This is a genomic window from Pseudomonas graminis (genome assembly GCF_001705435.1).
GTDB classification, from domain to species: Bacteria; Pseudomonadota; Gammaproteobacteria; order Pseudomonadales; family Pseudomonadaceae; genus Aquipseudomonas; species Aquipseudomonas graminis_B.
The window spans coordinates 129,906-156,706 of record NZ_MDEN01000053.1; the positions used below are offsets into that span (position 1 = coordinate 129,906).

The following is a 26,801-nucleotide window of genomic DNA, read 5'->3' on the forward strand; positions in this document are numbered from 1 at the left end:
CCTACGCAAGATCGATACCCATTTACCGACTGCAGACAAAGGAACAAGGTGAAAGCGTACTCTGCTTCGATTTTTCAACAGCATAGTTGCTCTATTCACATGACCCCGGCGCCTGTGTAGAAGTTTCGACAATTTTTCCGGGCCGTGTCTGGCATGCGGGGTTGCGATCCGGCGCATCCTGTCATTCGGGGAGTTCTGCCGATCTGCAAGCCCCTGAATGCGCCGTTGTGGAGCATGGGGCGTCGGCCCGTATAACGGGGTGCCGCCGGTCGGATTGTTGGACAATCATCGTGCCGATGGTCTACTCCCGCACGGGGCCTGCGCCTTTGTGGGACGCGGGACGCACATTTCGAGAGCGCTGCCTTTTCTCGGTGCGTGCCGGAACAAATCCTGACCGATCAGAGACATTTCCTACTTCTGTATAAGGATATTTTTGCGGCCAGGGCGTTAGAATCGGCGCCACGCGGCACGTCGGCACACTGAGTCGAGCGCCTGTTGAGGTTTCTCCAGCGGTAGAGGAAGTCAATGCAAGCCCCTGTGGTTCTGGTACTGCAAGCCAGCTATAGCAATTCGGTTCACGCTGAAGCCATCGGGTTTCTGCTCAATCAATACGCCGAGGACGCGATGGGCGGCGGGAAGTCGCTGTCCACGGACACCCGTCAGCAGTTGGCGATCGAACTGGCCAAGCGCCCTCATGCGTTCAGCGTGCTGGCGTTCATCGCCGGCGAGCCGGTTGGCCTGGTCAACTGTTTCGAAGGGTTCTCGACCTTCGCCTGCCGGCCCTTGGTTAACGTCCATGATGTGGTAGTGATCGCCTCGGCCAGAGGGCAGGGCATCAGTCAGAAGATGCTGGCGAAGGTCGAGGAAATCGCCCGCCAGCGCGGCTGCTGCAAAATCACCCTCGAAGTGCTGGAAGGCAACGAAGCCGCCAAAGGCGCCTACCGCAAGCTCGGTTTCGCCGACTACCAGCTGGACCCGCAGATGGGGCGAGCTTTGTTTTGGCAAAAAGCGCTGTAGCTGAGCGCTGTTAGTGGGACCGGCTTCAGCCGGGAAGAGGCCGGTGTGAACACCCTCAATTTTGCGGTGTGACGCCATAAGTCTTCCCGGCTAAAGCCAGTCCTACCGCGCGTTCACTCACCATCCCGCTGAACGCACGCAATCTCGTAGGACCGGCTTCAGCCGGGAAGAGGCCCGCATGCGCACCCTCATTTTTGCGGCGTGACGCCTGACGCTTTCCCGGCTAAAGCCGGTCCTACCAAGGCGTTCACTTACGCTCCTGCAAACGCACGCAACAATGCGTTCACTCGCCATTCCTGCTGACTGCACGCGATGTCTTTCGTAGGACCGGCTTCAGCCGGGAAGGGGCCGGTATGAACAGCCTCAATTTTGCGGTGTGACGCCTGACGCTTTCCCGGCTGAAGCCGGTCCTACCAAGGCGTTCACCCGTGCTCCTGGAAACGCACGCAATAATGCGTTCACCCACGCTCCTGGAAACGCACGCAATAATGCGTTCACCCACGCTCCTGGAAACGCACGCAATAATGCGTTCACTCACGCTCCCGCTAAACGCACGCAATAATGCGTTCACCCACGCTCCTGCAAACGCACGCAATAATGCATTCACTCACGCTCCCGCTAAACGCACGCAATAATGCGCAAATCCTTTGTAACAGTTCTGTCCTGTAAGGCGATTCCGAGAGCGCGATAGGATCGCCTCCCGTATTGCTTTCAGGACTCACATGTCGCTCTCTCTGGAACCTCCCAGTCGCCGGTCCCTTTCGAACAGGATTCCAGGCGTTCATTCCGCGTCATCACCCTTAAACAAGATTTCTATCTGGCTCGACCCACTTTGCCGTGTGTCGGGCCTTTTCGTGTCTGTCCCATTGATCGAGAAGGGGCGCTGACCCATGGAATGGATTGCTGATCCCACGGCCTGGCTTGGCCTGTTGACCCTTATCGTGCTTGAGCTGGTGCTCGGCATCGACAACCTGGTGTTCATCGCCATCCTCGCCGACAAGTTGCCGCCCGAGCAGCGCGACCGCGCGCGGGTGCTGGGCCTGTCTCTGGCGTTGATCATGCGTCTGGGCCTGCTCGCGAGCATTTCGTGGATGGTCACGCTGACCGAGCCGCTGTTCGAGATTTTCGAGAAGAGCTTCTCCGGTCGCGACCTGATCATGCTGTTTGGCGGCGTGTTCCTGCTGTTCAAGGCGACCATGGAATTGCACGAGCGGCTGGAAGGCCACGTCGCCCAGCGGGCCGGCAGTACGACCTACGCGCTGTTCTGGCCCATCGTCGCGCAGATCGTCGTGCTCGATGCGGTGTTCTCCCTGGACGCTGTGATCACCGCCGTGGGCATGGTCGATGAGCTGTCGATCATGATGATCGCCGTGGTGTTCTCGATCGCCATCATGATCATCGCCAGCAAGCCGCTGACCGCCTTCGTCAATGCGCACCCGACGGTGATCATGCTGTGCCTGGGCTTTCTGATGATGATCGGCTTCAGCCTGACCGCCGACGGCCTGGGCTTCCATATTCCCAAGGGCTATCTGTACGCGGCCATCGGTTTTTCGATCCTGATCGAGGTGTTCAACCAGATTGCCCGTGCCCGTCGCAAGCGCAGCGTCAAAGGCGACCTGCCGCGCCGCGAACGCACGGCCCACGCCGTGTTGCGCCTGCTGGGTGGCCGCAGGCCGAGTGCCGAGGAGGTCGGTGAGGAGATCGCCGACATGCTCGATGGCGACAGCGACGAGGTGGTGTTCGACCGCCGCGAGCGGGTGATGATCAGCGGCGTGCTGCAGTTGGCCCAGCGCCCCATTCGCGGTGTGATGACGGTGCGCAACGACGTCGATGTAATCGATCTGGATGACACGCCGGAAGGCATTCGCCAGCGACTGGTCAACTCACCGTACTCACGGCTGCCGTTGATCCGCGGGGGCCGTATCGACGAGCCGCTGGGCTTTGTGCACAAGAAGGAAATGCTCAATGCCTGGCTGTCCGGTGCCGAGCCGAACATCGAACACCTGGCTCGACCGACGCTCAATCTGCTGGAAAGTTTCTCGATCCTCAACGCCCTGGAACAGATGCGCGCCCAGTCCACGCACATTGCGTTCGTGATCAACGAATTCGGCGACTTCGCCGGCATCCTGACCATGACCGACATCCTCGAATCCATCGCCGGCGAGTTGCCGGACGCCAGCGAAATCGAGGGCCCGGACTTGATCGAAGAGGGCGAGGGCGTGCTGGTCAACGCCGCCATGAACCTGAGCCACCTGCGCGAACGCATCGGCTTCAAGGCGCGGGCGACCGGGGACTATCAGACCCTGGCCGGACTGGTGGTGAGCCTGCTGGATCGCTTGCCGGTGACAGGTGATGAGCTGCAATGGGAAGGCTGGCACATTAAGGTCGTGCAAGTGCAGGAGCGGCGGGTGACCCGCGTACTGTTGCGCCAGACGCCGTCAACATAACCTCCGCTGACGCCTACTCATCCCGGCGGAAACAAAAAAGGCCTGCATTGCGCAGGCCTTTTCGTTTGGAGCGAACCTTACTTCGCCTCTATTACTTGTTCACCACCTGAGGCATGGCGCCGGGCTGGCTGGCGGCCTTCTCCATGTGGGCAAAGTCACTCAAGCCCTTCGGCGCATAGGGGTCGCCGATCAGTCGAGGGCGCGCCTTGAAGTCCAGGCTGACCAGGCTCTTGGTGGTATCGAGTTCATCAAAGCTCAGCCCTGCCAGTTGCGCCCAGGTGTGGATCAGGTTGGAACTGGTGTAAGGACGGTCGTGGATGCTCTCGAAATTCCAGTCATGGGTCTGCTTCCACTTCGGCGAGGCGTAGGCAATGAACGGCACGGTGTACATCGGGATCGTCGGCTTGTTCTCGTTGCGGCCCAGGGTATTGCGGCCTGGCGAGTCATAGACGTCTTCGCCGTGGTCCGAGAGGTACAGCAGGAAGCCGTTCGGGTCGGCCTTGCCGTATTCCTTGATCAGGCTGGAGACCACAAAATCGTTGTACAGCACGGCGTTGTCGTAGCTGTTGTAGAACTCCAGCTTGCTGTCATCGATGTCCGCCGGCACGCCCTCACGTCCGCTGAACTTCGCGAATTCTTCCGGGAAGCGGTACTGATAAGCCATGTGCGTGCCGAGCAGGTGAACCACAATCAGTTTGCGCGGCGCGGCATCGGTCAGTGCCTTGGCGAACGGCGCGAGCACGTCGCCGTCGTATTGGCGGGCGTTCTGGTTGCGGTTGTTGTTCAGATAGACCTGCTCGTCAGCCTGCTCGGAGAAAGTGGTCAGCATCGTGTTGCGCTTGGTCATCGTCTGCTGGTTGGTGATCCAGAAGGTCTTGTAGCCCGCCTGTTTCATCACGCTGACGATGGACGGCGTCTTCAGGTAAAGGTCCGGGTTTTCCTCGTCGGCGAAGGTCAATACCTGCTGCAGGGCCTCGATGGTGTAAGGCCGTGGGGTGATGACGTTGTTGAACACCTGCAACTGGTCCTTCATGGCGTCCAGGTTCGGCGTCGTCTGGCGCGGGTAGCCGTACAGATGCATGCGCCCGCGGTTGGTCGACTCGCCAATCACCAGCACCAGGGTGGTGGGCAGGTTGGCTTGCTGGTCCTTGAGATTTTTCAGCGGTGCGATGTTGCTGCTGCTGGTCAGCATGTCCTGCATGCCATCCAGCTGCTGGGTGTAACGGTGATAGGCAACGATCATCTGCCATGGCACCGCCGGCTCGATGCGCGACTCGAAGGCTTCGAGGGCAGAGGCGGTGTCGTCGTGGCGGGCGAACTGCTTGGCCAGCGGGTAACCGATGATGCCGATCAACAGTGCGGCGGCCACGGCGTAGGCGCGAGGGCGCGGCATGTACACCGGGCGCAGGCGGGTCCACAGGAATATCGCGAACGCGGTGTGGGCGATGAACGCCAGCACGATCCACCACGCGAAGTACTGGGTCATGTATTCGCCGGCTTCAGAGATGTTCGATTCGAACATGATGAAGATGACGCTCTGGGAAAACTCCTGCTGGTAAATGAAGAAGTAACCCAGGCTCGCCATGGAGCAGGCCCACAGAACCACCCCGATGACGGCCGCCATGACCCGGGTCTTTTGCGGGAACATCAGCATGGGCGCGAGCCAGATGCCGCTGATCACAAACGCCTGACGGAAGCCGGCAAAACCGGTGATACCGGTCAGCTGAATAAGCAGCTGGGTGATGCCCGAGAAATACCAGAAAAACACGAACAGCCAGATGATGCCCGCCCAGTCGAACCCTTTCGGAGTCGCAGTGCTCCGTTTCATCGTTGTCATCAAGCGCTCCGCTATAGACCTTTTCAGGCGGCAGAACACCGCCTGAACTCATTCCAGTGCCAGCAATTGGCCAGCAACCAACCTGTTAAGGGTCGGGATTATGTTTTCAGACGGGTGAAAATTTTGTCACGCGGAGCGTTGCGAAAACGGTGAAACCGGCTATGGACCTCAATCGCAGTCCAGGCGGGGAACGTAACAACGTGTGTCGGGTCCGACGGAGGGTCGAAAGGCGCGTCAAGTGCGCGGCATTGCGAGTACAGGCAAGGGAGGCAAGGGATGCGCCGGCAAGCCTGCAGATCAGGCTTGCCTTGGGAGTAGGGATGTCGCGGATCAGGCGTGCAGGGCGTTGCTGCTGCCGATGAGCTGGGCGTGCTGCAGCATCGAAGTCAGCTGGGCAACTTTCTTCTGCAATACGGCGCGTTCTTCCCTGAGCTGGCGCAGCTCGTCACGACGGATTGTGACGTAAAGGGTCTGTGGAGCGTTGGCTGTCATTACTGTGCCCATTGCACACCTCGCAAATGGCGGATTCAACTTCATAAGGTTCAAGCAAGGACGCCTGCTACTTGGCATGTCCTGCTCACTACCTCTATCGGCCGGGATTCTGATTTCTTTTGCGTAAAAAAGGAACTTTTTTATTTTTGATTGTCGCGAACGTTTCTTGATCGCGAAAACGTGCGTCATAGGGCAGTCTTGCAGACCTCTGTGCCCCCGCACATGAAACTTTTTTCACCGGGAAACCATAGTTTGCCTCCCCGGACTAACCCACTATGCGGCACTGGGCTATAAACTGAGGCACCTCTGAATTTGATTAAGGAGCACCTCTACATGCAACTCGGGATTGTTGGACTAGGCCGCATGGGCGGCAACATCGCACGTCGACTGATGCTCAATGGCCACACGACTGTGGTCTATGATCGCGATGAGAAGTCTCGCACCGTGCTCGCCAACGAAGGTTCAACGCCAGCCCATGACCTCGCGTCACTGGTTGCGGCGCTGGAAAAACCGCGGGCCGTCTGGGTGATGTTGCCTGCTGGCGCTCCAACCGAAGACACCATCAACGAGCTGGCCACTTTGCTCGATGCCGACGACGTGATCATCGACGGCGGCAACACCTTCTACAAGGACGACGTGCGTCGCTCCCTGGCACTGAAAGACAAGAACCTGCACTACGTCGATGTCGGCACCTCGGGCGGCGTCTGGGGTCTGGAACGCGGCTACTGCATGATGATCGGCGGCGAAACCGACGTCGTCACGCGCCTTGACCCGATCTTCAAGACCCTGGCCCCGGGCATTGGCGACATCCCGCGCACCAGGGACCGTGCCAAGGACGCCGACCCGCGTGCCGAACACGGTTACATCCACGCCGGTCCGCCGGGCGCCGGGCACTTCGTCAAGATGATCCACAACGGCATCGAGTACGGCATGATGCAGGCCTTCGCCGAAGGCTTCGACATCCTCAAGACCAAGAATTCGGACAACCTCCCGGTTGAACAGCGCTTCGACCTTAACCTGGGCGACATCGCCGAAGTCTGGCGTCGCGGCAGCGTGGTGTCTTCCTGGCTGCTCGACCTGACCGCCGACGCACTGGCCACCGACCCGCAGCTCAACGCCTATTCCGGCTCCGTGGCCGACAGCGGTGAAGGCCGCTGGACCATCGAAGCGGCCATGGAGCAGGCGGTACCGGTTCCCGTGCTGTCCACTTCGCTGTTCGCCCGCTTCCGCTCCCGTCAACAAAGCACGTACGGCGACAAGATGCTGTCCGCCATGCGTTTTGGATTCGGTGGTCATAAGGAACCAAAATAATGGGTTTATCCCGCAGCAAGCAGAATGCGCCGGTCGCTCCGGCGACCACGCTGTTCCTCTTCGGCGCCCATGGTGACCTGGTCAAACGGCTGTTGATGCCGGCCCTCTACAACCTGTTTCGCGACGGGTTGGTGGGGGAGGACCTGCACATCGTCGGCGTTGACCACAACACCGTCAGCGATGCCGATTTCGCCAAAAAGCTCGAAGACTTCATACGTCAGGAGGCGGCCAGCAAGGTCGCCCAGGGCGGCGAAGAGCCGCTTGACCCGGCGTTGTGGGGCAGCCTGTCGAAGCGCATCACTTACATCACCGGCGATTTTCTCGACGATTCCACGTACGCGGACATCGACGCGAAGATCAAGAGCACGGGCACCCGCAACGCCGTGTTCTACCTGGCGACTGCGCCGCGTTTCTTCAGTGAGGTGACGCAGCGTCTGGGCTCTTCCGGGCTGATGGTCGAGGACGACGAGAGCTTTCGTCGCGTGGTGATCGAGAAGCCGTTCGGCCACGATCTGCCCAGTGCGGTGGCCCTGAACAACTGCTTGCTGAAGGTCATGAGCGAGAAGCAGATCTACCGGATCGACCACTATCTGGGCAAGGAAACGGTGCAGAACATTCTGGTCAGCCGTTTCTCCAACGGCCTGTTCGAGTCGTTCTGGAACAACCATTACATCGACCACGTGCAGATCACCGCAGCCGAAACCGTGGGTGTCGAAACCCGCGGCAGTTTCTACGAAACCACCGGCGCCCTTCGGGACATGGTGCCCAATCACCTGTTCCAGCTGCTGGCGATGGTGGCGATGGAGCCGCCGGCTGCATTCGGTGCCGATGCCGTGCGCGGCGAAAAGGCCAAGGTGGTCGGCGCGATCCGGCCCTGGTCGGAAATGGAAGCGCTGGCCAATTCGGTGCGCGGTCAGTACGCCGAGAGCAGCATCGACGGCAAGCCCGTCACCGGTTACCGCCAGGAAGACCGTGTCGATCCCGAGAGCAACACCGAGACCTACGTCGCACTCAAGGTCATGATCGATAACTGGCGCTGGATGGGCGTGCCGTTCTACCTGCGCACTGGCAAGCGCATGAGCGTGCGCGACACCGAGATCGCCATCTGCTTCAAGCCTGCGCCGTATGCCCAGTTTCGCGACACCGATGTCGACAGCGTCGCGCCGAATTTCCTCAAGATCCAGATCCAGCCTGACGAAGGCATGTGGTTCGATCTGCAGGCGAAGAAGCCCGGCCCGACCCTCGACATGCAGACCATTGAATTGGGTTTCGCCTACAAGGACTTCTTCGAGATGCAGCCGTCGACCGGGTACGAAACCCTGATCTACGACTGCCTGACCGGTGACCAGACCCTGTTCCAGCGTGCCGACAACATTGAAAACGGTTGGCGTGCCGTGCAGCCGTTCATCGATGCCTGGGCCAAGGATCCGCAGGTGGACCTCTACCACGCGGGTGAGGACGGGCCCTCGGAGGCCGATGAGTTGCTGGCCCGTGACGGCCGCACATGGCAGCGCCTGGGATGAGTGACGCTTCGCAGTCCCTCATCCAGTTCATGTTGTCCGACATCGATGGCACGCTGCTGCACCCCGATCACAGCCTGAGCCAGGCCAACATCGATGCGGTGCGCAAGCTGCAGGAGGCCGGGATTCATTTCTCGGTCGCCAGCAGCCGGCCCCCTCGGGCCATGCGGCAGCAGATCGAAGCCTTGGGCATCACGCTGCCGACCGTGGCGTTCAACGGTGCCAACATCATCAATCCTGACGGCAGCCTGCTGAAGGCCCACCGCATCAATGCCGCCGCGGCGCGCACCAGCCTCGAGCTGTTCGCCAGCGAGGCGGTGGCGGTCTGGGTGTTCGCCGACGACCAGTGGCTGCTGCTCAATCCCGAAGGGGATTACGTCGACCACGAGCGCAACACGCTGGGCTACGACTTCGTCCACGTCGCCAGCTTCGACGACTACCTGGACCGCATCGACAAGATCGTCGCGGCGAGCAAGGACTTCGAGCTGCTCAAGCGCCTTGAGGCCAGGCTCAACCCGCTGATCGCCGAGTCGGCATTGGCAGCCCGTTCACAATCCTATTACCTCGACGTCACCGCACTGGACGCCAACAAGGGCACTGCCCTTGAGACGCTGGCCGATGCGTTGGGCGTCCCACTAGCCCACACCGCCGCGATCGGCGATGCGGGCAACGACGTGGCTATGTTCCTACGCGCCGGGTTGTCGATTGCCATGGGGCAGGCCGAAGTGGGCGTGAAGACCCAAGCCAACTACGTTACCGACAGCAATGCCGATGACGGGCTGGCCAGGGCCATCGAGCGATACATCCTGCCCCGTTGATTCGGGGCGGCGATTGCGCTGCTACTCATGGGTTCAGCTACTCAAGGGCACGGCGCACAACAACACTAACGTGCTCGCCGAGAGGGATAACCGCCCGATGGCTGTGTTGATTGAAGACTATGCGCTGCTCGGCAACTGCCGGACCGCCGCGCTGGTGGCCCGCGACGGGTCACTGGACTGGCTGTGTTTCCCGCGCTTTGATGCGCCAGCCTGTTTCGCCGCGCTGCTGGGTGACAGCAACAACGGGCGCTGGAAGCTGGCCCCGGTTGACGGCCGCGCCCGGACGCGCCGCAGCTATCGCGACGGCACACTGATTCTCGAAACCCTCTTCACCACCGACACCGGACAGGCGTTGCTCATCGATTTCATGCCCATGGAGATCGACAGCAGCGTGGTGCGCATCGTCGTCGGCGTGGAAGGGCGCGTGGATTTCTCCATGGACCTGGCGATTCGCTTTGACTACGGCAGCACGGTGCCGTGGGTCGAGAAGCGCGAGCCGCACACCATGACCGCCGTTGCCGGCCCGGACATGCTAGTGCTGCGCACGCCTGCCGAACTGCACCCGATGGACCACCACACCGAGAGCCTGTTCAGCGTTGAAGCAGGCCAGCGGCTGGGTTTCGCGTTGTCCTGGCAGGTCTCCCACGAGCCGGTGCGTGGGGGCTTCGATATGGAGTTGGCGCTGCAGCAGACCGAAACGTTCTGGCGGGGTTTTTCTGACCGCTGCCCGGATGTCGGTCCCTGGACGGATCAGGTCAAACGTTCGCTGATCACCCTCAAAGCCATGACCTACGCGCCCACCGGCGGGATCGTCGCAGCGGTGACCACGTCGCTGCCCGAACAGTTGGGCGGCGAGCGCAACTGGGATTACCGCTTCTGCTGGCTGCGCGATGCGACCATGACCCTGCTGGCGTTCATGAACCTGGGCTACTTCGAAGAAGCGACTGCGTGGCGCAACTGGCTGCTGCGCTCCATCGCCGGCAACCCGGATCAAGTCCAGATCATGTACGGCCTGGCAGGCGAGCGACGTTTGCTGGAGTATGAATTGCCTTGGCTGGCCGGTTACGCGCAATCGCGTCCGGTGCGGGTGGGCAACGGCGCGGCCAGTCAGGTGCAGTTGGACGTCTACGGCGAAGTCGCCGACGCCATGACCCAAGCCCTTAAAAACGGATTGCCGGCGCTGCCGCGCGGCACGGAAATCCAGAAAGTGATCATGCCGTTTCTGGAAAAAGTCTGGCATCAACCGGACGCCGGCATTTGGGAAATCCGTTCGGCGCCGCGGCACTTCACCCATTCCAAAGTCATGGCCTGGGTGTCGTTCGACCGCAATGCCGGGGTGTTGGCCAAGAGCGATGACCCGGAAGAGCGCGAGCGGGGACAGCACTATCGGCAGGTTGCCGATCAGATTCACGCCGACGTCTGCGCCAACGGTTACGACGCCGCACTGGGCAGCTTCGTGCAGACCTACGGCGGCCAGGAAATGGACGCCAGTCTGCTGCAGATCGCGCTCACCGGCTTCCTCCCCGTCGACGACCCCCGCGTCACCGGCACCGTCACGCGGATAGAACAATCGCTGATGAAAGACGGCCTGCTATTGCGCTACGACAGCGAGCGCAGCACCGATGGCGTGTCGGGCAGCGAAGGGACGTTCCTGGTATGCTCGTTCTGGCTCGCCGACGTCTACGTGCTCCAAGGCCGCGACGAAGAAGCCCAACTCCTCTTCGAACGCCTGTGCGGTCTGTGCAACGACGTCGGCCTCCTCGCCGAACAATACGACCCCCAGCAAAACCGCATGCTCGGCAACTTCCCCCAGGCTTTCAGCCACATCGGCATCATCAACACCGCCCTCAACCTGCACCGCGTCGTCTGCCCCGTAAAAACCCGCGCGGCCACACAGCCCTAGTGGAACAGGTCCAGGCGATCGTGCCGATCAGCGGGACCGGCTTTAGGCGGGAAGGCGTCAGGCGCTAGACCGATGGATTGAGGCTGCTCACAGGGGCCTCTTCCCGGCTAAAGCCAGTCCCACTAAAAGCACCGCATTCACCCTGTAGGACCGGCTTCAGCCGGGAAGCTTTTGCTGTAGATTTTGATCTTCATACGCAAAAAGCCCAGACACCGCCAAGCGCGACTTGGGTGCAGGCTGAACGCAGGTCTCGTGGAGTGGGCCGAGCCGCATGGATGCGGCGAGAGCGCCGTCAGGACATGGATGTCCGTTCGGCGCGGGCCCACGGAGCGAGACCGGAGTGAAGGAACCCCGACGCAGGAGGGGCCCAACCAGGAGCACAAGCCCTTGGTTACTTGGGGCTTTATCAAGTAACTCGCCGGAGGCGAAATGTCTGCCGTTAGGCAGACCCCTCTCAGCCGCACCGCGCACTCGGGGACAAGCGCACTCGGGGACAGATTAATTTACGATGAAGCGCTGTAAATAAATCACTCCCCTCACCAGTCCCCTCACCGCGCCTTACGGAACGTAAAATTGATCCGCTGCTCCCCCAGCTCCGGATGCTCCGCCTGCCGAATCGGCAGCACCCCATGAAAGCGCAACCGATCAACCCCGCCCCACACCACCACATCCCCATGAAACAACGGCACCCGCTGAGTCGGATCACCGCGCCCATGACCACCGAACAAAAACATCGCCGGCAAACCCAGCGACACCGACACCACCGGCCACTCCAAACCGCGCTCATCCTTATCCTGATGAAGCGACATCTTCGCCCCGGGAATATAACGATTGATCAGGCACGCATCCGGCACAAACCCCTCAAACCCCGCCGCCGAGGCCGCCGCCACCGCCAGCTCCATCAAAACCTCGGGCATCGCCGGCCACGGCTGACCCGTCATGGGATCGACCGGAGAATAGGCATAGCCACTTCGGTCTGACGTCCAGCCGAACTCCCCGCAACTGCTCAGCGCCACCGACATCGTGTAACCACCGGGCGTGACCATGTTGCGGAACGGCGCCTGCGCAAGAACCGACTCCAGCGCAGGCAGCAATGACTCGATAAAGGGCAAGGCGAAGCCACGGAAGACATACGATTCCGGCCCGATCTGCTCCCGGGAAGGCAACTGCGGCGTGTCCTCCGCGAACAGATCAAACGTCGCCGGCGTCGTGCCTTTGCGCTGCATCACCATGGGCTTCCCCGATCCAGATTTCGCCTACAGCGCTTTGCTGACCTTCACATCGCTGATGACATCATCACCGTCGGCGTGCATTTTCTGCAGGGCTGCCAGGGCTTCCTCGGCGGAAGGCGACTGCAACAGGGCAAATTCGAAACGACGCTCACCGTTGAGCTTGTAGCTGATCGCGTATTTGACGACGGGGGCAGGGGTGCTCACATTTGACTCCTTGGAAACGCTGACCGGATGTTCGCAAAAAAACCACAAAGATTTCACGTCGTCCGGTGTTCAATGGCCCATCAGCTCAGACGCGAGGACGAGCGGCGGACGATCTTGATCGAATGGGTAAAAGCGGTTTTGCGCCCGCCATGGCTGTCCAGTTTGCGGCCAGCGGTGTCGATGGTGATGTTCCAGAAGCCGGTGCTGGGCACCGCGATCTTGGCAGGGAAACGGTCGAATGCGCCACCGTGGTAGGTGTGACGGCCGCCGTTCTTGAAGCTGCGGAAGTTGGCATCACTCATCAGGCGTATGTTGCAAAGCTGGGAGCACTCGATGACGACCATGTCGTCTTCGTTGAGGTGCTCGCGCTGGTGAACGAATTTCATGGGTGTCTCCGGAGACAGCGTTCTCGAAAACCCGAAACGATAGCACGGCGAGCCTGGGCATTGATCATCCCGGCGGGTTTTATTGCGCTGCCCTCAGCCCGAATCAGCGCAGCGCTGACAGCAAGGCTGGCAGTTAAAAAAGCAGGCGTGCGGGATTTAATCCGGGTCAGGCTTGTCGTAAGGACCTTTACTGGAGGGATTGTATGAAATTGGCGGTTGTTATTCTGGCCCTGGCGATGACCGGCTGCGCCACAGTTACAGACATTGAACACACCCCGGCGACCATGAGTGTGATGTCCGGCAAGTCGCCGAAGGATTATGCCGCGTGCTTTGTCGGACGCATCTCCGACAGCCGCAAGCCGCCGCAGATCGAGCCGCACAAAGAGGGCCTGCGCATCATCGTTCCACAGAAGCTGCTGAGCAGTGATCCTGCTGCCATCGTCGACATCGAGACCCGCTCCGGCGGCAGCTCGATCAAGCTGTTCGAGCGCATGTCGAACAACCCGCTGCGACCCAAAGACGTGCAGCACGCCGTGACGGCCTGTATCTCGGGCGAATGACGCGGTTTTGACAGCATCAGGAAGTGACGTGGGTACAGCGGTAAACGGCCAGCGACGTTATTTGCAGACCACCAGCACCGTGCGGTTTTTATAGTTGCCGACATCGACACCCAGGGTCTTGTCATCTTCCTTGGGTTGCGGCGTGCCGTTGGTGCTGACGATGTTATAGCCGGTGCCCGCGCAGGAAGCGTCAGCCTTTTCGTAGCAAGCGGCCCAGGACATGGCTTCGCCGGAGCAGTCGATGCTCAACGCCTGTTTGCCGTCTTTGAGGTAGGTGTTCTGCGCAGTCGCGCAACCGGTCAAGGCCAGTACAGCAATGACGGATAAGATCTTGATCATGGTGGAATGCTTCGCGATGAGGGCCGGTGTGGGGTGTGCTGCTTTGGGATTGCTAGTCTCAGACTTGGGGTGGGTGCCATCGTTCCGGCATCACCCGACATTTTTTGCAGGGTGCGCGCGCTGAGTTAACCGAGCATGAGCACCGCTGGACCCGACCTGCGCCCGGGCCATGCCCCATTGCGGGGCTGGCCGGGCAAGGGGATCAGTCTTTCTTGTCAGCCCGACGACGCGGGGCTGGCGTGTCTTCGAATACGGCGGCGACTTCAATGGCGCTGCTCTCGCTGGAGAACGGGCCTGCCACGGCTTCACCGTCGTGGCCGACCAGCCACCATTGGCCGTCCTGGAGTTTCTTGATCTGGTACCCGTTCACGCTTTTGACTTCAGACATCGACTTGTCTCGATTAGTGATTCAGGCGCCCATGATAATCGGCAAATGCCAAAGGGCAATCGCACAATTTCCCACGGGGGATGGCGAACAGAGCTACGCTTGCGAAGGTCACCGAACGGCGGTTGCGCGGCGCTGGATGCCCTCGTATGACGGACAGCATGGAACTCCAGTAATCAGTGGGTGAAGCGTGGCGAGGCAGCGGGTTGCTGAGCTATTTGCGGAACTCTCTGCGGAACTATTTGCGGAACTATCTGCGTCAGCGTTCCTCTACCTAGGCAGCGAACGGCCAGTAGCGGCATTGTAAGGTTATCGCCGCCTCATTAGACTGCGCCGCAAGACCCCCAGCTCATCAAGGATTTATATGATCAAGAAATGCTTGTTCCCTGCAGCCGGATACGGCACTCGCTTTTTGCCAGCGACCAAGGCCATGCCCAAAGAGATGCTGGCAGTTGTTAACAAGCCACTGATCCAATACGGCGTAGAAGAGGCCTTGGAGGCCGGTTTGACCGAAATCTCCATCGTTACTGGCCGCGGCAAGCGCGCGCTGGAAGACCACTTCGACATCAGCTACGAGCTCGAACACCAGATCAAAGGCACCGACAAAGAGAAATACCTGGTCGGCATCCGCAAACTGATCGACGAATGCAGCTTCTCCTACACCCGTCAAACCGAAATGAAAGGTCTAGGCCACGCAATTCTCAGCGGCCGGCCTCTGATTGGCAACGAAGCATTTGCCGTGGTTCTGGCGGATGACTTGTGTGTCAATCCCGGCGGTGACGGTGTCCTGGAGCAGATGGTCAAGCTGCACAAGCAGTACAAATGCTCGATCGTCGCCATTCAGGAAGTGCCTGCCGATCAGACTCACAAATACGGCGTGATCGCGGGTGAAGAGATCAAGCCTGGCCTGTTCCGCGTGACCGACATGGTCGAGAAGCCAAAGCCTGAAGATGCGCCTTCGAATCTGGCGATCATTGGTCGTTACATCCTCACGCCGGACATTTTCGAGAAAATCGAGCAGACCGAGCCGGGCAAAGGCGGTGAAATTCAGATCACTGACGCTTTGATGAAGCAAGCTGCTGAAGGCAACGTACTGGCCTACAAATTCAAAGGCACGCGTTTCGATTGTGGCGGTGCGGCCGGCTACGTCGAAGCCACCAACTTCTGCTTCGAGCATTTCTACAAAGAACTGTAATCTGCACATGACAGCAGTTGTACTGGCTTTTGCCACGCCGCTGTATGTATGACAAAGCCACCTTCGGGTGGCTTTGTCGTTTCTGCCCTGCGGAACTTGCCGAGCGCGCTCAAGCGGTTATGCTAGCGCATCGCTTAGGAGAGACAGATGAGCTACGACTTTGACCTTTTTGTAATCGGCGCAGGCTCGGCGGGCGTCCGGGCGGCGCGGTTTTCCGCCGGCTTCGGTGCGCGCGTGGCCGTTGCCGAGAGCCGTTATCTGGGGGGCACGTGCGTCAACGTCGGTTGCGTACCGAAGAAGCTGATGGTCTACGGCGCGCACTATTCCGAAGACTTCGAACAGGCGAAAGGCTATGGCTGGAGCAGTGGCGAGGCGCATTTCGACTGGCCCACCCTGATCGCCAACAAGAACCGCGAGATCAGCCGCCTCAATGGCGTCTACCGCAAGCTGCTGGACAGCAGCGGCGTGTCACTGATGGAAGGCCATGCACGCCTGCGCGGCCCCCACGAAGTCGAAATCAACGGCCAGGTTCACACGGCCGAGCACATCATGATTGCCACCGGTGGCTGGCCACAGGTGCCGGACATTCCGGGCCGCGAGCACGCCATCACCTCCAACGAAGTGTTCTTCCTCGAGCAGATGCCCAAGCGCGTCGTCGTGGTCGGCGGCGGCTACATCGCGGTGGAGTTCGCCTCGATCTTCAACGGCCTGGGCGCTGACGTTTCGCTGATGTACCGCGGCGAGTTGTTCCTGCGCGGCTTCGATGAGAGCGTGCGCACCCATCTGCACGAAGAGCTCGCCAAGCGCGAGATGGACATTCGCTTCAAGACCGAGATCAGCAGTATCGAGAAGCTGGCCGACGGCACCTTGCAACTGAGCCTGAACGACGGCAGCCGTTTCAACACCGACTGCGTGTTCTACGCCACCGGGCGCCGCCCGATGCTGGACAACCTGGGCATGGACACCGTCAACGTCGAGCTGGATGACAAGGGCTTCATCAAGGTCAACGGTGATTACCAGACCACCGAGCCGTCGATCATCGCCGTCGGCGACATCATCGGCCGCGTGCAGTTGACGCCGGTGGCGCTGGCCGAGGGCATGGCCGTCGCGCGGCGCCTGTTCAAGCCCGAGCAGTACCGCCCTGTGGATTACCGCCACATTCCCACTGCCGTGTTCAGCCTTCCGAACATCGGCACGGTCGGTCTTACCGAGGCAGAAGCCATGAAGGACGGGTATGAGGTGCAGGTGTTCGAAAGCACGTTCCGGCCGATGAAGCTGTCGCTGACCGATAATCAGGAGCGCACCCTGATGAAACTGGTGGTCGATGCCAAAACCGATCGCGTGCTGGGTTGCCACATGGTCGGCCCGGACGCCGGCGAGATCATTCAGAGCCTGGCGATCGCCCTCAAGGCCGGCGCCACCAAGCAGATTTTCGACGACACCATCGGTGTGCACCCTACGGCGGCGGAAGAATTCGTCACCATGCGCACACCGACACGCTAAGCATCACCCGGCACGTGTTGTTAAGCCTCGCGCGGCACACGTGAACGGTCCGGCCTCCATGGAGGGAGCCGGGCCAGCCATTGTTTTTAGGGACGGACCCACTCTTTGACCAGCACGAGTTTTTCGGCAGCCATGCCCTTGAATCCAGCAGGACCTGATGACCAGGCGCTTTCCAGAACCGAAGCGCTTGATGAGAGTGAGCGGCAGTTTCGCAGCCTCGCCGACAACATGAGTCAGTTGGCCTGGATCGCTGACCCCGCCGGTCACATCCATTGGTACAACGAACGCTGGTACAGCTACACCGGCACCTCATACGAAGCGATGATGGCGCTGGGCTGGCGATCGTTGCATCACCCTGACCATGGGCAGCGGGTCGAATCACGTCTGCAGCGCTGCTTCGCCACCGGCTCGTTGTGGGAGGACACCTTCCCGCTGCGCGGCAAGGACGGCCAGTACCGCTGGTTCCTCTCCCGCGCATTGCCGATCCGCGATGAGCGCGGCAGCATCATCCACTGGTTGAGCACGAGCACGGACATCACGGCCCAGGTCAGTGCCGAGGACGCGCTGCGCGAGCTGAACGAGAGCCTCGAACAGCGCGTCGCCGAGCGCACCCGCGAACTGGCCGAAAGCAACGAGCGACTGCAGGTCGAAATCAGTGAGCGCGCCCAGGCTGAAGAGGCCTTGCGCCACGCGCAGAAAATGGACGCCATCGGCCAGCTGACTGGCGGCATCGCACACGACTTCAACAACATGCTCACCGGCGTGCTCGGCGCACTGGACCTGATCCAGCGTCGGGTCGCCGCAGGGCGCGTGTCGGAGATCGATCGTTACATCGAGGCCGCCATGGGCTCGGCCAACCGCGCTGCGTCGCTCACCCATCGCCTGCTTGCGTTCGCCCGTCGCCAGTCACTGAACCAGCGGCCGGTGGACGTCAACCACATGGTGACGTCGATGGAAGAACTGCTGCGCCGGACCATTGGTGAAAGCATCGAGCTGGAAGTCGACCTGCACACGATCTCGTGCCTGACCAACACCGATGAGCATCAGCTCGAGAATGCGTTGCTTAATCTGGTCATCAACGCCCGCGACGCGATGCCCGATGGCGGTCGGTTATTGATCCAGACCGAGCTGACCCACATTGCCCTGCTGCAGGACGCGCTGGCGCCGGGCGACTACGTGCGCCTTCGTGTGCAGGACACCGGGCTGGGCATGTCCAGCGAGGTTATCGCACGGGCCTTTGATCCGTTCTTCACCACCAAGCCGATCGGGCAGGGCACTGGCCTGGGCCTGTCGATGGTCTATGGCTTCATCAACCAGACCGGCGGCCGGGTCAGCATTTCCAGCGAAGAAGGGCGTGGTACGCGCATCGACTTGCTGTTGCCGTGTCACCACGAGGTTGCCGAGCTTCCCCCCGCCGTCCCTCGCAGCTTCGAGCCGCCTCGCGCCGGCCTGGGTGAGCGCGTGCTGGTGGTGGAGGACGAGGCTGAGGTGCGCATGCTGGTGGTGGATGTGTTGAAGGAGCTGGGTTATCGCGTGAACGTCGCCTGCGACAGTCATGAGGCACTGGTGGTTTTGCAGGGAGCCGAGCCCGTTGATCTGCTGGTCACGGATGTGGGACTGCCGGGTCTGAATGGTCGCCAGTTGGCAGAAGTGGCACGCCAGCATCGCCCGGGGCTGAAGGTTTTGTTCATGACCGGCTATGCGCGGGAGGCCGAGGTGCGTGGTGACTTCCTCGACGATGGCATGGATTTACTCACCAAACCCTTCAGCATCGACGAACTTGCCGTGCGGGTGCGAAGCCTGATCGAATCGGCAGCCTAGGACTGGCTGGATCACCAGGACTGGCTGGACAAGTAGGACCGGCTTTAGCCGGGAAGCTTTCCGGTCGACGGTGCGGGTGGCCCAACCGCACCCGCCCAACGACGTCTTCTATTAATAAAGCATCCTTATAGTCAAAACCAATCATCAGCATGAGCTTTGCCAATGAGTCCCTGCTGACGATTTTGCGTAGTATCCTCCCCATCGAATTTGTAACACCCCATTTTCACAACCCTCAGGAGATTCACTGATGCCTATCATCAACAGCCAAGTCAAACCGTTCACGGCAACTGCTTTCAAGAACGGCAACTTCGTAGAAGTGTCGGACGCCGACCTGAAAGGCAAATGGTCTGTGGTGTTCTTCTACCCGGCTGACTTCACCTTCGTTTGCCCAACCGAGCTGGAAGACCTGGCGGACAACTACGCCGAGTTCCAGAAACTGGGCGTCGAAATCTACAGCGTTTCCACCGACACCCACTTTGCCCACGCTGCCTGGCATAACACTTCGCCAGCCATCGGCAAAATCCAGTACACCATGATCGGTGACCCGACCCTGAAAATCTCCCGCAACTTCGACGTCCTGATCGAAGAAGCAGGTCTGGCTGACCGCGGTACTTTCGTGATCAACCCGGAAGGCGAAATCAAAATCGTCGAACTGAACGACGGCGGTGTTGGCCGTGACGCTTCCGAGCTGCTGCGCAAAATCAAGGCGGCTCAGTATGTTGCTGCTCACCCGGGCGAAGTCTGCCCAGCCAAGTGGAAAGAAGGCGAGGCCACCCTGGCTCCTTCGCTGGACTTGGTTGGCAAGATCTAAGTCGTCATGACCGGATCGGGGGCGATGAGCCCATGAGCACGTAAACCGCATCGCCCCCAAAAAACGCCCGGGCGGTCATCGCCTGGGCGTTTTTTTTTGTAGAACCCGCTAGATCTTGAACGTATCCAGACCTGAAAGTGAAGAAGGAAGCCGAACCATGTTGGACGCCAATCTTAAAGCTCAGTTGAAATCTTACCTGGAGCGGATCACTCGCCCGATCGAGATCGTTGCGTCCCTTGATGACGGCGCAAAATCCCAGGAAATGCTCGCCCTGCTCAATGACATCGTCAGCAGCTCCGACAAGATCACCCTGGACACCAATGGCAGCGATGCACGCACGCCGTCCTTCGCCCTGAACAGCCCGGGCCAGGACATCAAGCTGCGTTTCGCCGGTCTGCCAATGGGTCACGAATTCACCTCGCTGGTGCTGGCGCTGCTGCAAGTCGGCGGCTACCCGTCCAAATCCTCCGAGGACACCCTCGAGCAGGCACGCAGCCTGACCGGTGGATTCAAGTTTGAAACCTACTTTTCGCTGACCTGCCAGAACTGCCCGGACGTGGTCCAGGCGCTGAACCTGCTGGCTGTTCTTAACCCGAACGTGGAACACGTCGCCATCGAAGGCAGCCTGTTTCAGCAGGAAGTCACCGACCGCCAGATCATGTCCGTGCCAAGCATCTACCTGAACGGCGAGCTGTTTGGTCAGGGCCGCATGAACCTGGAAGAGATTCTGGCGAAGATCGACACCAGCGGCGGCGATCGTCAGGCCGAGAAGCTGAATGGCAAAGAAGCGTTCGACGTGCTCGTCGTCGGCGGTGGCCCGGCAGGTTCCTCCGCAGCGATCTACGCTGCCCGTAAGGGCATCCGCACCGCTGTGGCAGCCGAGCGTTTCGGCGGTCAGGTGCTCGACACCATGGCGATCGAGAACTTCATCTCGATGCAGCACACCGAAGGGCCGAAGCTGGTGGTCGCCCTCGAAGAACACGTCAAGCAGTACGAAGTCGACGTCATCAACCTGCAGCGCGGCGAGCAACTGATTCCGGGCAAGAACGGCGAGCTGCACCAGGTCAAGTTTGCCAGCGGTGGCGTGTTGAAGAGCAAGACGGTGATTCTGGCGACCGGCGCACGCTGGCGCGAAATGAATGTGCCGGGTGAGCAGCAGTACCGCAACAAAGGCGTGGCGTACTGCCCGCACTGCGACGGTCCGTTGTTCAAGGGCAAGCGCGTGGCGGTGATCGGCGGCGGCAACTCCGGTGTGGAAGCGGCCATCGACCTGGCGGGTATCGTGTCCCACGTCACCTTGCTGGAATTCGACGCCAACCTGCGCGCCGATGCGGTCCTGCAACGCAAGCTGCACAGCCTGCCCAACGTGACGGTGCTGACCAGCGCGTTGACCAGCGAAGTCACCGGCGACGGCCAGAAGGTCAACGGCCTGCGCTACAAGAACCGCCTTACGGGTGAAGACATCACCATCGAGCTGGAAGGTATCTTTGTGCAGATCGGCCTGCTCCCGAACACCGAATGGCTGAAGGGCACCATCGAGCTGTCGCCACGGGGCGAGATCATCATCGACCCACGCGGTGAGACGTCGATCCCGGGCATCTTCGCTGCCGGTGACGTGACCACCGTGCCATACAAGCAGATCGTGATCGCGGTGGGCGAGGGCGCCAAGGCTTCCCTCAGCGCCTTCGACCACCTGATCCGCACCAGCGCCCCGGCGTGATACCTCGCTAAAACTGGTCCTACTGGCTCATGCGGTGTCGTAGGACCGGCTTCAGCCGGGAAGGCGTCGGTTGCCACCCTGCAAAAACGATGGCGTACACACCGGCCTCTTCCCGGCTAAAGCCGGTCCCACTCAATGCATTCCATGCATCCAGTGGCACGGGGTGTACGCCGGCTTGTAGGACCGGCTTCAGCCGGGAAGGCGTCGGTCGCCATACCTCTGAACCAATGGCCAGAAACAAAAAAACCTCATGAGCGATCATGAGGTTTTTTTTGGGCTGTAGCTCAGGCGGTCATGTGAGCACCGCCTTCCGGGCCAGGCCTCCGTGCTATTCTCGCGGCCGTTTTCAACTCTGCCGTGGGATCCCCGTGAAATTCATCCACCAACGCGAACACCTGAATGAAGGCGACATTGTGGTGATCGAGTCCTCGAACGCCTGCAATATCCGCCTCATGAGTGATGCCAACTTCCGCAGTTTCAAGAACGGCGGTCGGCACACCTATCACGGCGGCGCCTTCGACAGCTTCCCAGCGAAAATCGTGGTGCCCAGCACCGGCTTCTGGAACATCACCCTGGACACGGTCACCCAACGGGCGATCAGCGTGACCCGCAAGCCCAACCTCAAACACTCGATCAAGATCGTGCGTCGGACTGGCTCGAAACTTCAGCACTGAGCCCCTGATGTACGTATCTTCAGTCGCGCGAATCAGGCCCGCCACCGCAGCGGGCCCCGGGGCAGGGTGGTCAGAGTTTCGGCAGTTGACCGATGCGGCCCATCATTTCGGTGACGATCTGCAAGTCCAGCAGGAACTGCTCGGTGGTCTTGAACTCGGCGTCGGTGTGACCGGTGTATTTGACGTCGGGTTTGGCCAGGCCGAACTGCACGCCGTTGGGCAGCTCATGCACGGACGTGGCGCCGGCGGACGTGCCGAACTTGTGCTCCATGCCCAGGTTCTCGGTGGCCACGGCCAACAGCGCCTTGACCCACTCGCCCTCAGGGTTGCGGTACATCGGCTCGGCGATCGAGTAATCAAAGCCCGGCGTGATGTGGCACTGCTGGGTCCAGGCCGTCAACTTCTGTGCGATTTCCGCTTTCAGTGCTTCCGGCGATTTGCCCCTTGGCACGCGCAGATTGACCGCCAGCTTGAAGGCCTTGTCGTCCATCGCCACGTAGGTCAGTGAGGCCGTCAGCGGGCCCATGAACTCATCGCTGAAGCCGACGCCCAGTTTGCTGCCCAGGTAATCAAGGCCCCAGTTGTCAGCGGCATAGCGCGCGGCGTCGGTGATCGCGTTGTGCTTGAGCGCGACCTTGCCATCCAGACCGTTGATGAAATCGAGCATCCGCGCCACCGGGTTGACCCCCGATTCAGGCTCGGAGGAGTGCGCCGAGACGCCGGTGACCGTCAGCTTGACCTCCTTGCCGGCGACTTCTGCGTCGACCTTGAAGTTGCCGCCGTTGCGCTGGGCGTACTCAGCGCCGGCTTTCTGCAGCTCGGCGGCGAGTTCAACGGGCTGATCGCTGACCAGCGTGACGACTGATTTTGACGGGATCTGGTTGGTCGCCATGCCGCCGGTCATCGAAGTGATTTCCGCGCCCGCGCCTTCGGCGGTGCGACGGGGGAAGCTGGCCATGACCGTGCCGTAACCCTTTTCCGCGATCACCACCGGGTAGCTGCCATCGAGTGCCAGGTTGTAGGCCGGCGTCGGGTTGCGCTCGAAGTAGTAGGGAATGGCGTCGCCGGAGGTTTCTTCGGTGGTGTCGATCAGCAGCTTGAAATTGCGCGCCAGTGGCAGCTTCTCTTCCTTGATCACCTTCATGGCGTACAGCGCGACGACGATACCGTTCTTGTCATCCTCGGTGCCGCGCCCGTACATGCGGTCGCCGATCAGGGTCACTTTGAACGGATCGAGGCGGGTGCCGTCAGCCAGCACCCAGTTTTCCGGGGTGACCGGAACGACGTCGGCGTGGGCATGAATCCCCACCACTTCAGGGCTTGAACCCTCAAGGGAAACCTCGTACACGCGGTTGTCGATATTGCGGAAGGTCAGGTTGAACGACTGGGCGAGGGTTTTGATTTTCTCGGCAATCTTGATGAACGCGGGGTTGTCGTGTTGCGCGACGCCAGCGGTCTGGAACGTGGGGATGGCGACCAGTTCGCGCAGGGTTTCGGTGGCGGCGCTGCCGTATTTCACCCGCGCATAAACCCCCAACAGGCGATGGATATCGTTCTGCTCATCGGCGGACAGTTTTTTATTGGCGAGGAAGGCGCTGATCGCCGGCTCGATGCCCGCCGCCTTGACCACGTCGGTGGTGCTGACGGTCTTGAGGAACTGGCGGAAATCAGTGACGGCGTTTTCCTTGAAGGTGCCGACAATCGTGCTGCTCTGTTGCGCGGTGAGGTTGGCAAAGGCAGCGGGTGTGAAGGCGCAGACGCCGGAGAAAATCAATGTAGCGGCGGTGAGGTGCTTGAGCGAAAAGTCCATTGGGTGGGGCATTCCTTGGCAGGCATGTTGAGAGAAAGGTCTGATCCTTCGATCAGAAACCACCGCACGCTACCATCGCCGGTGGAGCAGGGGGAGTCCTCATGCTGATATCTGTCGCCTTGACGGGTGAAAGCGGCGCACAACCGTAAATGACTCAGGCTATTGAATGGCCTGAAAAAATAGTCGTGAAGCGGCCTCGCTCATACGGCATAACCGTCTACGCTGATGGCGCAGCGCGACGGCATGGTGTTGATGTACATGGTTTTCCGGAGCCGCAAATCTTTCAGGCGCTATCACGCCCGGCTTTATCACTAAGGAATTCCATGAAACTGCGTCATTACGCTGACCGGAGGCTGTGTGCGTTGCTGGTCATGATGAGTGTGGGCCTCTGCCAGGCGGCAGAGCAGCAACGGGTGAACATTGGCTCGTTGAACATGACCGGCGGCAAGATCTCACGTTGCGACTTGGGTTATCGCACCTACGGCACGCTGGCAGAAGATCGCAATAACGTCGTGCTGGTGACTACCTGGCTGGCCGGGCGGACGTCCGACCAGGCCGACATGATCGGCCCCGGCAAGTTGGTCGACACCAATCGCTGGTACGTGGTGGCGATGGACGCCATCGGCAATGGCGTGTCGTGCTCGCCGTCCAACAGCCCGATTGCGCCGCGCCTGAAGTTTCCGCAGTTCGGCATCCGCGATATGGTCAAGGCGCAGCATCGGTTGCTGGCCATGTACTTGGGCATCGATCACGCCCACGCCATCGTCGGCATTTCCATGGGCGGCATGCAGGCGTTGCAGTGGGCGGTGATGTACCCGGACTTCGCCAGCAAGGTGGTGACCATCGTCGGCACGCCTCACCCGACCGAACGCGACCTGCAGGCCTGGAATGCAGAACTGGCCGCCATCGAACGCGCGCCCGGCTGGAACGACGGCAACTATGCGCCGGGCACGGCTTTCAAACAGCTCGCGGCGATACACAACGGTTATCTGTGGACGCCGGGACACAGGGCGGCCAAGACCGTGGGCACCAGTCCCGCACCTGCCGGCACGTTGCCCGCCACCGCGAGCAATCAGTCCTTCAGCACGGTCGACTGGTACCGGCAATTGCAGGCGATGACGTCGTTCGATCTGTTGCGTCACGGCGACATGGCCGCACTGGCCGGGAAAATCAAGGCGCGACTGTTGATCATCACCTCCGAGCAGGACCGCATGGTCGACCCGGCGCCTTCCAAGGCGCTGGCCACCCAAAAGCGCGCGCAGTTGCTGGTACTCAACAGCGATTGCGGACACATGGCGCCGGCGTGTGAGGCGGGCCAGGTGAATGAGGCGGTGAAGGCGTTTCTCAAATAGGGCGGCGGCCTCGGGTTGTCAGCAGCGCGCTGGCCGGTACGGCAAGCCGGCGGCGAGGATCTGCCGCAGACGGCAAGCATTGTCGATCATGGCGGCCCTTCATGGCTTGACGCTGGGTCCGCAGGCCCGTGTTGACGGGTCTTTCAGGGAGGGCAGGCTGGATGGCATCGGTTTTGCTGCTGTCGGGGTACATCGGACAACCTGAACAGGAGGTGAAAGATGTTGATCGGCAACAGTGCTATCCAGCAGTTCGTGTCGAAGGCCGTGAGCCATACGCATTACGCCACGGCGGACACGGATGCCTACACCAGCGCCATGGCCGGCGCCGCCACACCCGTGGCGGCGATTGCGAGCAATGGTGAAGGCGCGGCGCAAAGCGGTAATGACGGTAAACAGGGCTACGACGAGTCGTTTGCCAAGATGATGGTGAACCTGAAGGCAGCGGCGGCCAACACGGCGTCGTCGGTGACGGATGATGACAAGGCGGCAGCGGCTGCGGCGTTTGTGTCCAGCGCTGACAAGCAGGTCGCGTCGTCTGACAGTGTCAGCAAGACGGTCTCTGATGATCTGGCGGCCAGTGATGGCGCGGGTTCTGATGGCGTGGGTTCGGTGAAGGATCAGTTTCTGTCCTACATGAACCAGACCGACGCGGAGAAGGTGCGGCAGCGGTTGACGGGCGTCAGCAAGGCGGAATACGACGCCATGACGCCGCAGGAGCAGGCGGCGGTGGACAAGCAGGTGACTGAGCTGCAGAAGCAGAAGACGGATCAGCAGGTCGCTGAGCGGGAGGTGAAGACCAGGATCGCCATGGCAAAGGCGGAAATGGCCTGATTGTTTGTGTTTAGATCAAGGGCGTCTGCCTAACGGCAGACATTTCGCCTTCGGCGAGTTACTTGGAAAAGCACCCCAAGTAACCAAGGGTGCTTGCTCCTGGTTGGGTTCCTCCTTCGTCGGAATACCCTCACTCCGACGACGCTCCGTGGGCCCGCGCCGAACGGACATCCATGTCCTAGCGGCGCTCTCGCGGCATCCATGCCGCTCGGCCCACTCCGCGTCGTCTGCGTTCGGCCTGCACCCAAGTCGCGATAGGTGTCGTCTGAGCGTTATGTGTTTGAAGATCAAGATCAAAGGCAGATCAAAGGCAGATCGAGGGCGGGTCAGGCGCTAAGGACTTGTGGGAGTGAGCTTGCTCACGAAGGGGCCGGTACATCCCTCGGATATCGGGTGTTTTGGATAAAGCATTCGCGAGCAAGCTCACTCCTACAGGGAGGGGGGCTATCAGCAAAAATGCCGGCGCTTGAGGTGGCCTCTTCCCGGCTAAAGCCGGTCCTACTAAGCGTAAGCGCGCTTTTGATCTTCCTACGCAAAAGGCTCAGTCACCGCCAATCGCGACTTGGGTGCAGGCTGAACGCAGGTCTCGTGGAGTGGGCCGAGCGGCATGGATGCCGCGAGAGCGCCGTCAGG

22 protein-coding genes and 1 pseudogene are annotated in these 26,801 nt (G+C 60.7%); 15 read left to right on the forward strand and 8 right to left on the reverse strand.

Annotation, left to right across the window (positions count from 1 at the left end; genetic code table 11):
* Positions 1-525: 525 nt before the first annotated feature.
* Together BBI10_RS04510 and BBI10_RS04515 are read left to right on the forward strand one after the other, a co-directional pair.
* On the forward strand, positions 526-1,017 hold the full coding sequence (locus BBI10_RS04510) for a GNAT family N-acetyltransferase (RefSeq protein ID WP_065987172.1): 492 nt from the start codon (positions 526-528) through the stop codon (positions 1,015-1,017).
* Between the two features lie 890 nt (positions 1,018-1,907).
* Positions 1,908-3,464 carry a TerC family protein gene (locus tag BBI10_RS04515; protein WP_065987174.1) on the forward strand — a complete coding sequence of 519 codons (1,557 nt, stop codon included), beginning with the start codon at positions 1,908-1,910 and terminating at the stop codon, positions 3,462-3,464.
* A gap of 91 nt (positions 3,465-3,555) precedes the next feature.
* On the opposite strand, the gene BBI10_RS04520 is transcribed toward BBI10_RS04515, so the two are convergent.
* Complete coding sequence (locus tag BBI10_RS04520; protein ID WP_065987176.1) at positions 3,556-5,301, reverse strand: phosphoethanolamine transferase CptA; 1,746 nt, start codon at positions 5,299-5,301, stop codon at positions 3,556-3,558.
* Positions 5,302-5,631: 330 nt separating this feature from the next.
* A complete protein-coding gene (locus BBI10_RS27090) occupies positions 5,632-5,805 on the reverse strand; it encodes a DUF6026 family protein (protein WP_141695114.1) in 174 nt (57 codons plus the stop codon).
* A 321-nt stretch (positions 5,806-6,126) separates the two neighbouring features.
* On the opposite strand from BBI10_RS27090, the gene gnd reads away from it, so the two are divergent.
* The 4 genes from gnd (at position 6,127) to BBI10_RS04545 (ending at position 11,345) form a co-directional block, all read left to right on the forward strand.
* Complete coding sequence (gene gnd / locus BBI10_RS04530; protein WP_065987181.1) at positions 6,127-7,104, forward strand: phosphogluconate dehydrogenase (NAD(+)-dependent, decarboxylating); 978 nt, start codon at positions 6,127-6,129, stop codon at positions 7,102-7,104.
* Entirely contained in the window at positions 7,104-8,627 is a 1,524-nt protein-coding gene (gene zwf / locus BBI10_RS04535; RefSeq protein ID WP_065987182.1) for a glucose-6-phosphate dehydrogenase, read from the forward strand. The genes gnd and zwf overlap by 1 nt, the downstream gene beginning before the upstream one ends.
* The gene (locus BBI10_RS04540; protein ID WP_065987184.1) at positions 8,624-9,442 is read left to right on the forward strand and encodes a Cof-type HAD-IIB family hydrolase; all 819 of its coding nucleotides are present in this window, start codon (positions 8,624-8,626) and stop codon (positions 9,440-9,442) included. Before zwf ends, BBI10_RS04540 begins: the two co-directional genes overlap by 4 nt.
* Positions 9,443-9,539: 97 nt before the next feature.
* Entirely contained in the window at positions 9,540-11,345 is a 1,806-nt protein-coding gene (locus BBI10_RS04545; RefSeq protein ID WP_065987186.1) for a glycoside hydrolase family 15 protein, read from the forward strand.
* 548 nt (positions 11,346-11,893) lie between these two features.
* Here BBI10_RS04545 and alkB read toward each other — a convergent pair.
* The 3 genes from alkB to BBI10_RS04560 all read right to left on the reverse strand — a co-directional run bounded on the left by alkB (position 11,894) and on the right by BBI10_RS04560 (position 13,167).
* Entirely contained in the window at positions 11,894-12,571 is a 678-nt protein-coding gene (alkB, locus tag BBI10_RS04550; RefSeq protein ID WP_065987215.1) for a DNA oxidative demethylase AlkB, read from the reverse strand.
* A gap of 30 nt (positions 12,572-12,601) precedes the next feature.
* On the reverse strand, positions 12,602-12,781 hold the full coding sequence (locus BBI10_RS04555; RefSeq protein ID WP_065987188.1) for a hypothetical protein: 180 nt from the start codon (positions 12,779-12,781) through the stop codon (positions 12,602-12,604).
* An 80-nt stretch (positions 12,782-12,861) separates the two neighbouring features.
* Positions 12,862-13,167, reverse strand: coding sequence for a DUF1883 domain-containing protein (locus BBI10_RS04560; RefSeq protein WP_037010615.1), 306 nt, complete (start codon positions 13,165-13,167; stop codon positions 12,862-12,864).
* Positions 13,168-13,370: 203 nt separating this feature from the next.
* Between BBI10_RS04560 and BBI10_RS04565 the strand changes: the two genes are divergently transcribed.
* Positions 13,371-13,727, forward strand: coding sequence for a hypothetical protein (locus BBI10_RS04565; protein ID WP_065987190.1), 357 nt, complete (start codon positions 13,371-13,373; stop codon positions 13,725-13,727).
* A gap of 57 nt (positions 13,728-13,784) precedes the next feature.
* On the opposite strand, the gene BBI10_RS04570 is transcribed toward BBI10_RS04565, so the two are convergent.
* Positions 13,785-14,066, reverse strand: coding sequence for a hypothetical protein (locus BBI10_RS04570; protein ID WP_065987192.1), 282 nt, complete (start codon positions 14,064-14,066; stop codon positions 13,785-13,787).
* A 202-nt stretch (positions 14,067-14,268) separates the two neighbouring features.
* Positions 14,269-14,454, reverse strand: a complete 186-nt coding sequence (locus tag BBI10_RS04575; RefSeq protein WP_065987194.1) for a hypothetical protein — start codon at positions 14,452-14,454, stop codon at positions 14,269-14,271.
* 361 nt (positions 14,455-14,815) lie between these two features.
* On the opposite strand from BBI10_RS04575, the gene galU reads away from it, so the two are divergent.
* The 6 genes and pseudogenes from galU (at position 14,816) to BBI10_RS04605 (ending at position 22,175) form a co-directional block, all read left to right on the forward strand.
* Positions 14,816-15,646: a UTP--glucose-1-phosphate uridylyltransferase GalU gene (gene galU, locus BBI10_RS04580; RefSeq protein WP_065987196.1), complete on the forward strand. Its 831-nt coding sequence runs from the start codon at positions 14,816-14,818 to the stop codon at positions 15,644-15,646.
* Between the two features lie 147 nt (positions 15,647-15,793).
* Positions 15,794-17,149, forward strand: a complete 1,356-nt coding sequence (gene gorA, locus BBI10_RS04585; RefSeq protein WP_065987197.1) for a glutathione-disulfide reductase — start codon at positions 15,794-15,796, stop codon at positions 17,147-17,149.
* A 159-nt stretch (positions 17,150-17,308) separates the two neighbouring features.
* Positions 17,309-18,970, forward strand: a pseudogene (locus BBI10_RS04590) (ATP-binding protein); the annotation flags it as partial.
* A gap of 247 nt (positions 18,971-19,217) precedes the next feature.
* Positions 19,218-19,781, forward strand: a complete 564-nt coding sequence (gene ahpC, locus BBI10_RS04595; RefSeq protein WP_065987199.1) for an alkyl hydroperoxide reductase subunit C — start codon at positions 19,218-19,220, stop codon at positions 19,779-19,781.
* Between the two features lie 157 nt (positions 19,782-19,938).
* On the forward strand, positions 19,939-21,501 hold the full coding sequence (gene ahpF, locus BBI10_RS04600) for an alkyl hydroperoxide reductase subunit F (protein WP_065987200.1): 1,563 nt from the start codon (positions 19,939-19,941) through the stop codon (positions 21,499-21,501).
* A 368-nt stretch (positions 21,502-21,869) separates the two neighbouring features.
* On the forward strand, positions 21,870-22,175 hold the full coding sequence (locus BBI10_RS04605; protein ID WP_065987202.1) for a DUF1883 domain-containing protein: 306 nt from the start codon (positions 21,870-21,872) through the stop codon (positions 22,173-22,175).
* A 70-nt stretch (positions 22,176-22,245) separates the two neighbouring features.
* Here BBI10_RS04605 and BBI10_RS04610 read toward each other — a convergent pair whose 3' ends face one another.
* On the reverse strand, positions 22,246-23,985 hold the full coding sequence (locus BBI10_RS04610; RefSeq protein ID WP_065987203.1) for a dipeptidase: 1,740 nt from the start codon (positions 23,983-23,985) through the stop codon (positions 22,246-22,248).
* 323 nt (positions 23,986-24,308) lie between these two features.
* Between BBI10_RS04610 and BBI10_RS04615 the strand changes: the two genes are divergently transcribed.
* Both BBI10_RS04615 and BBI10_RS04620 read left to right on the forward strand, forming a co-directional pair.
* On the forward strand, positions 24,309-25,337 hold the full coding sequence (locus BBI10_RS04615; protein ID WP_065987207.1) for an alpha/beta fold hydrolase: 1,029 nt from the start codon (positions 24,309-24,311) through the stop codon (positions 25,335-25,337).
* Positions 25,338-25,556: 219 nt separating this feature from the next.
* Entirely contained in the window at positions 25,557-26,168 is a 612-nt protein-coding gene (locus BBI10_RS04620) for a hypothetical protein (RefSeq protein WP_065987209.1), read from the forward strand.
* Positions 26,169-26,801: the final 633 nt, after the last annotated feature.

Coding starts and splice junctions, on each gene's coding strand:
- BBI10_RS04570 (WP_065987192.1), bottom strand. CDS start 14,066: ATGATCAAGATCTTATCCGTCATTGCTGTACTGGCCTTGACCGGTTGC.
- galU (WP_065987196.1), top strand. CDS start 14,816: ATGATCAAGAAATGCTTGTTCCCTGCAGCCGGATACGGCACTCGCTTT.
- gnd (WP_065987181.1), top strand. CDS start 6,127: ATGCAACTCGGGATTGTTGGACTAGGCCGCATGGGCGGCAACATCGCA.
- BBI10_RS04545 (WP_065987186.1), top strand. CDS start 9,540: ATGGCTGTGTTGATTGAAGACTATGCGCTGCTCGGCAACTGCCGGACC.
- BBI10_RS04515 (WP_065987174.1), top strand. CDS start 1,908: ATGGAATGGATTGCTGATCCCACGGCCTGGCTTGGCCTGTTGACCCTT.
- BBI10_RS04510 (WP_065987172.1), top strand. CDS start 526: ATGCAAGCCCCTGTGGTTCTGGTACTGCAAGCCAGCTATAGCAATTCG.
- BBI10_RS04560 (WP_037010615.1), bottom strand. CDS start 13,167: ATGAAATTCGTTCACCAGCGCGAGCACCTCAACGAAGACGACATGGTC.
- BBI10_RS27090 (WP_141695114.1), bottom strand. CDS start 5,805: ATGGGCACAGTAATGACAGCCAACGCTCCACAGACCCTTTACGTCACA.
- BBI10_RS04615 (WP_065987207.1), top strand. CDS start 24,309: ATGAAACTGCGTCATTACGCTGACCGGAGGCTGTGTGCGTTGCTGGTC.
- BBI10_RS04540 (WP_065987184.1), top strand. CDS start 8,624: ATGAGTGACGCTTCGCAGTCCCTCATCCAGTTCATGTTGTCCGACATC.
- zwf (WP_065987182.1), top strand. CDS start 7,104: ATGGGTTTATCCCGCAGCAAGCAGAATGCGCCGGTCGCTCCGGCGACC.
- gorA (WP_065987197.1), top strand. CDS start 15,794: ATGAGCTACGACTTTGACCTTTTTGTAATCGGCGCAGGCTCGGCGGGC.
- BBI10_RS04520 (WP_065987176.1), bottom strand. CDS start 5,301: ATGACAACGATGAAACGGAGCACTGCGACTCCGAAAGGGTTCGACTGG.
- BBI10_RS04620 (WP_065987209.1), top strand. CDS start 25,557: ATGTTGATCGGCAACAGTGCTATCCAGCAGTTCGTGTCGAAGGCCGTG.
- ahpF (WP_065987200.1), top strand. CDS start 19,939: ATGTTGGACGCCAATCTTAAAGCTCAGTTGAAATCTTACCTGGAGCGG.
- BBI10_RS04610 (WP_065987203.1), bottom strand. CDS start 23,985: ATGGACTTTTCGCTCAAGCACCTCACCGCCGCTACATTGATTTTCTCC.
- BBI10_RS04575 (WP_065987194.1), bottom strand. CDS start 14,454: ATGTCTGAAGTCAAAAGCGTGAACGGGTACCAGATCAAGAAACTCCAG.
- ahpC (WP_065987199.1), top strand. CDS start 19,218: ATGCCTATCATCAACAGCCAAGTCAAACCGTTCACGGCAACTGCTTTC.
- BBI10_RS04565 (WP_065987190.1), top strand. CDS start 13,371: ATGAAATTGGCGGTTGTTATTCTGGCCCTGGCGATGACCGGCTGCGCC.
- alkB (WP_065987215.1), bottom strand. CDS start 12,571: ATGCAGCGCAAAGGCACGACGCCGGCGACGTTTGATCTGTTCGCGGAG.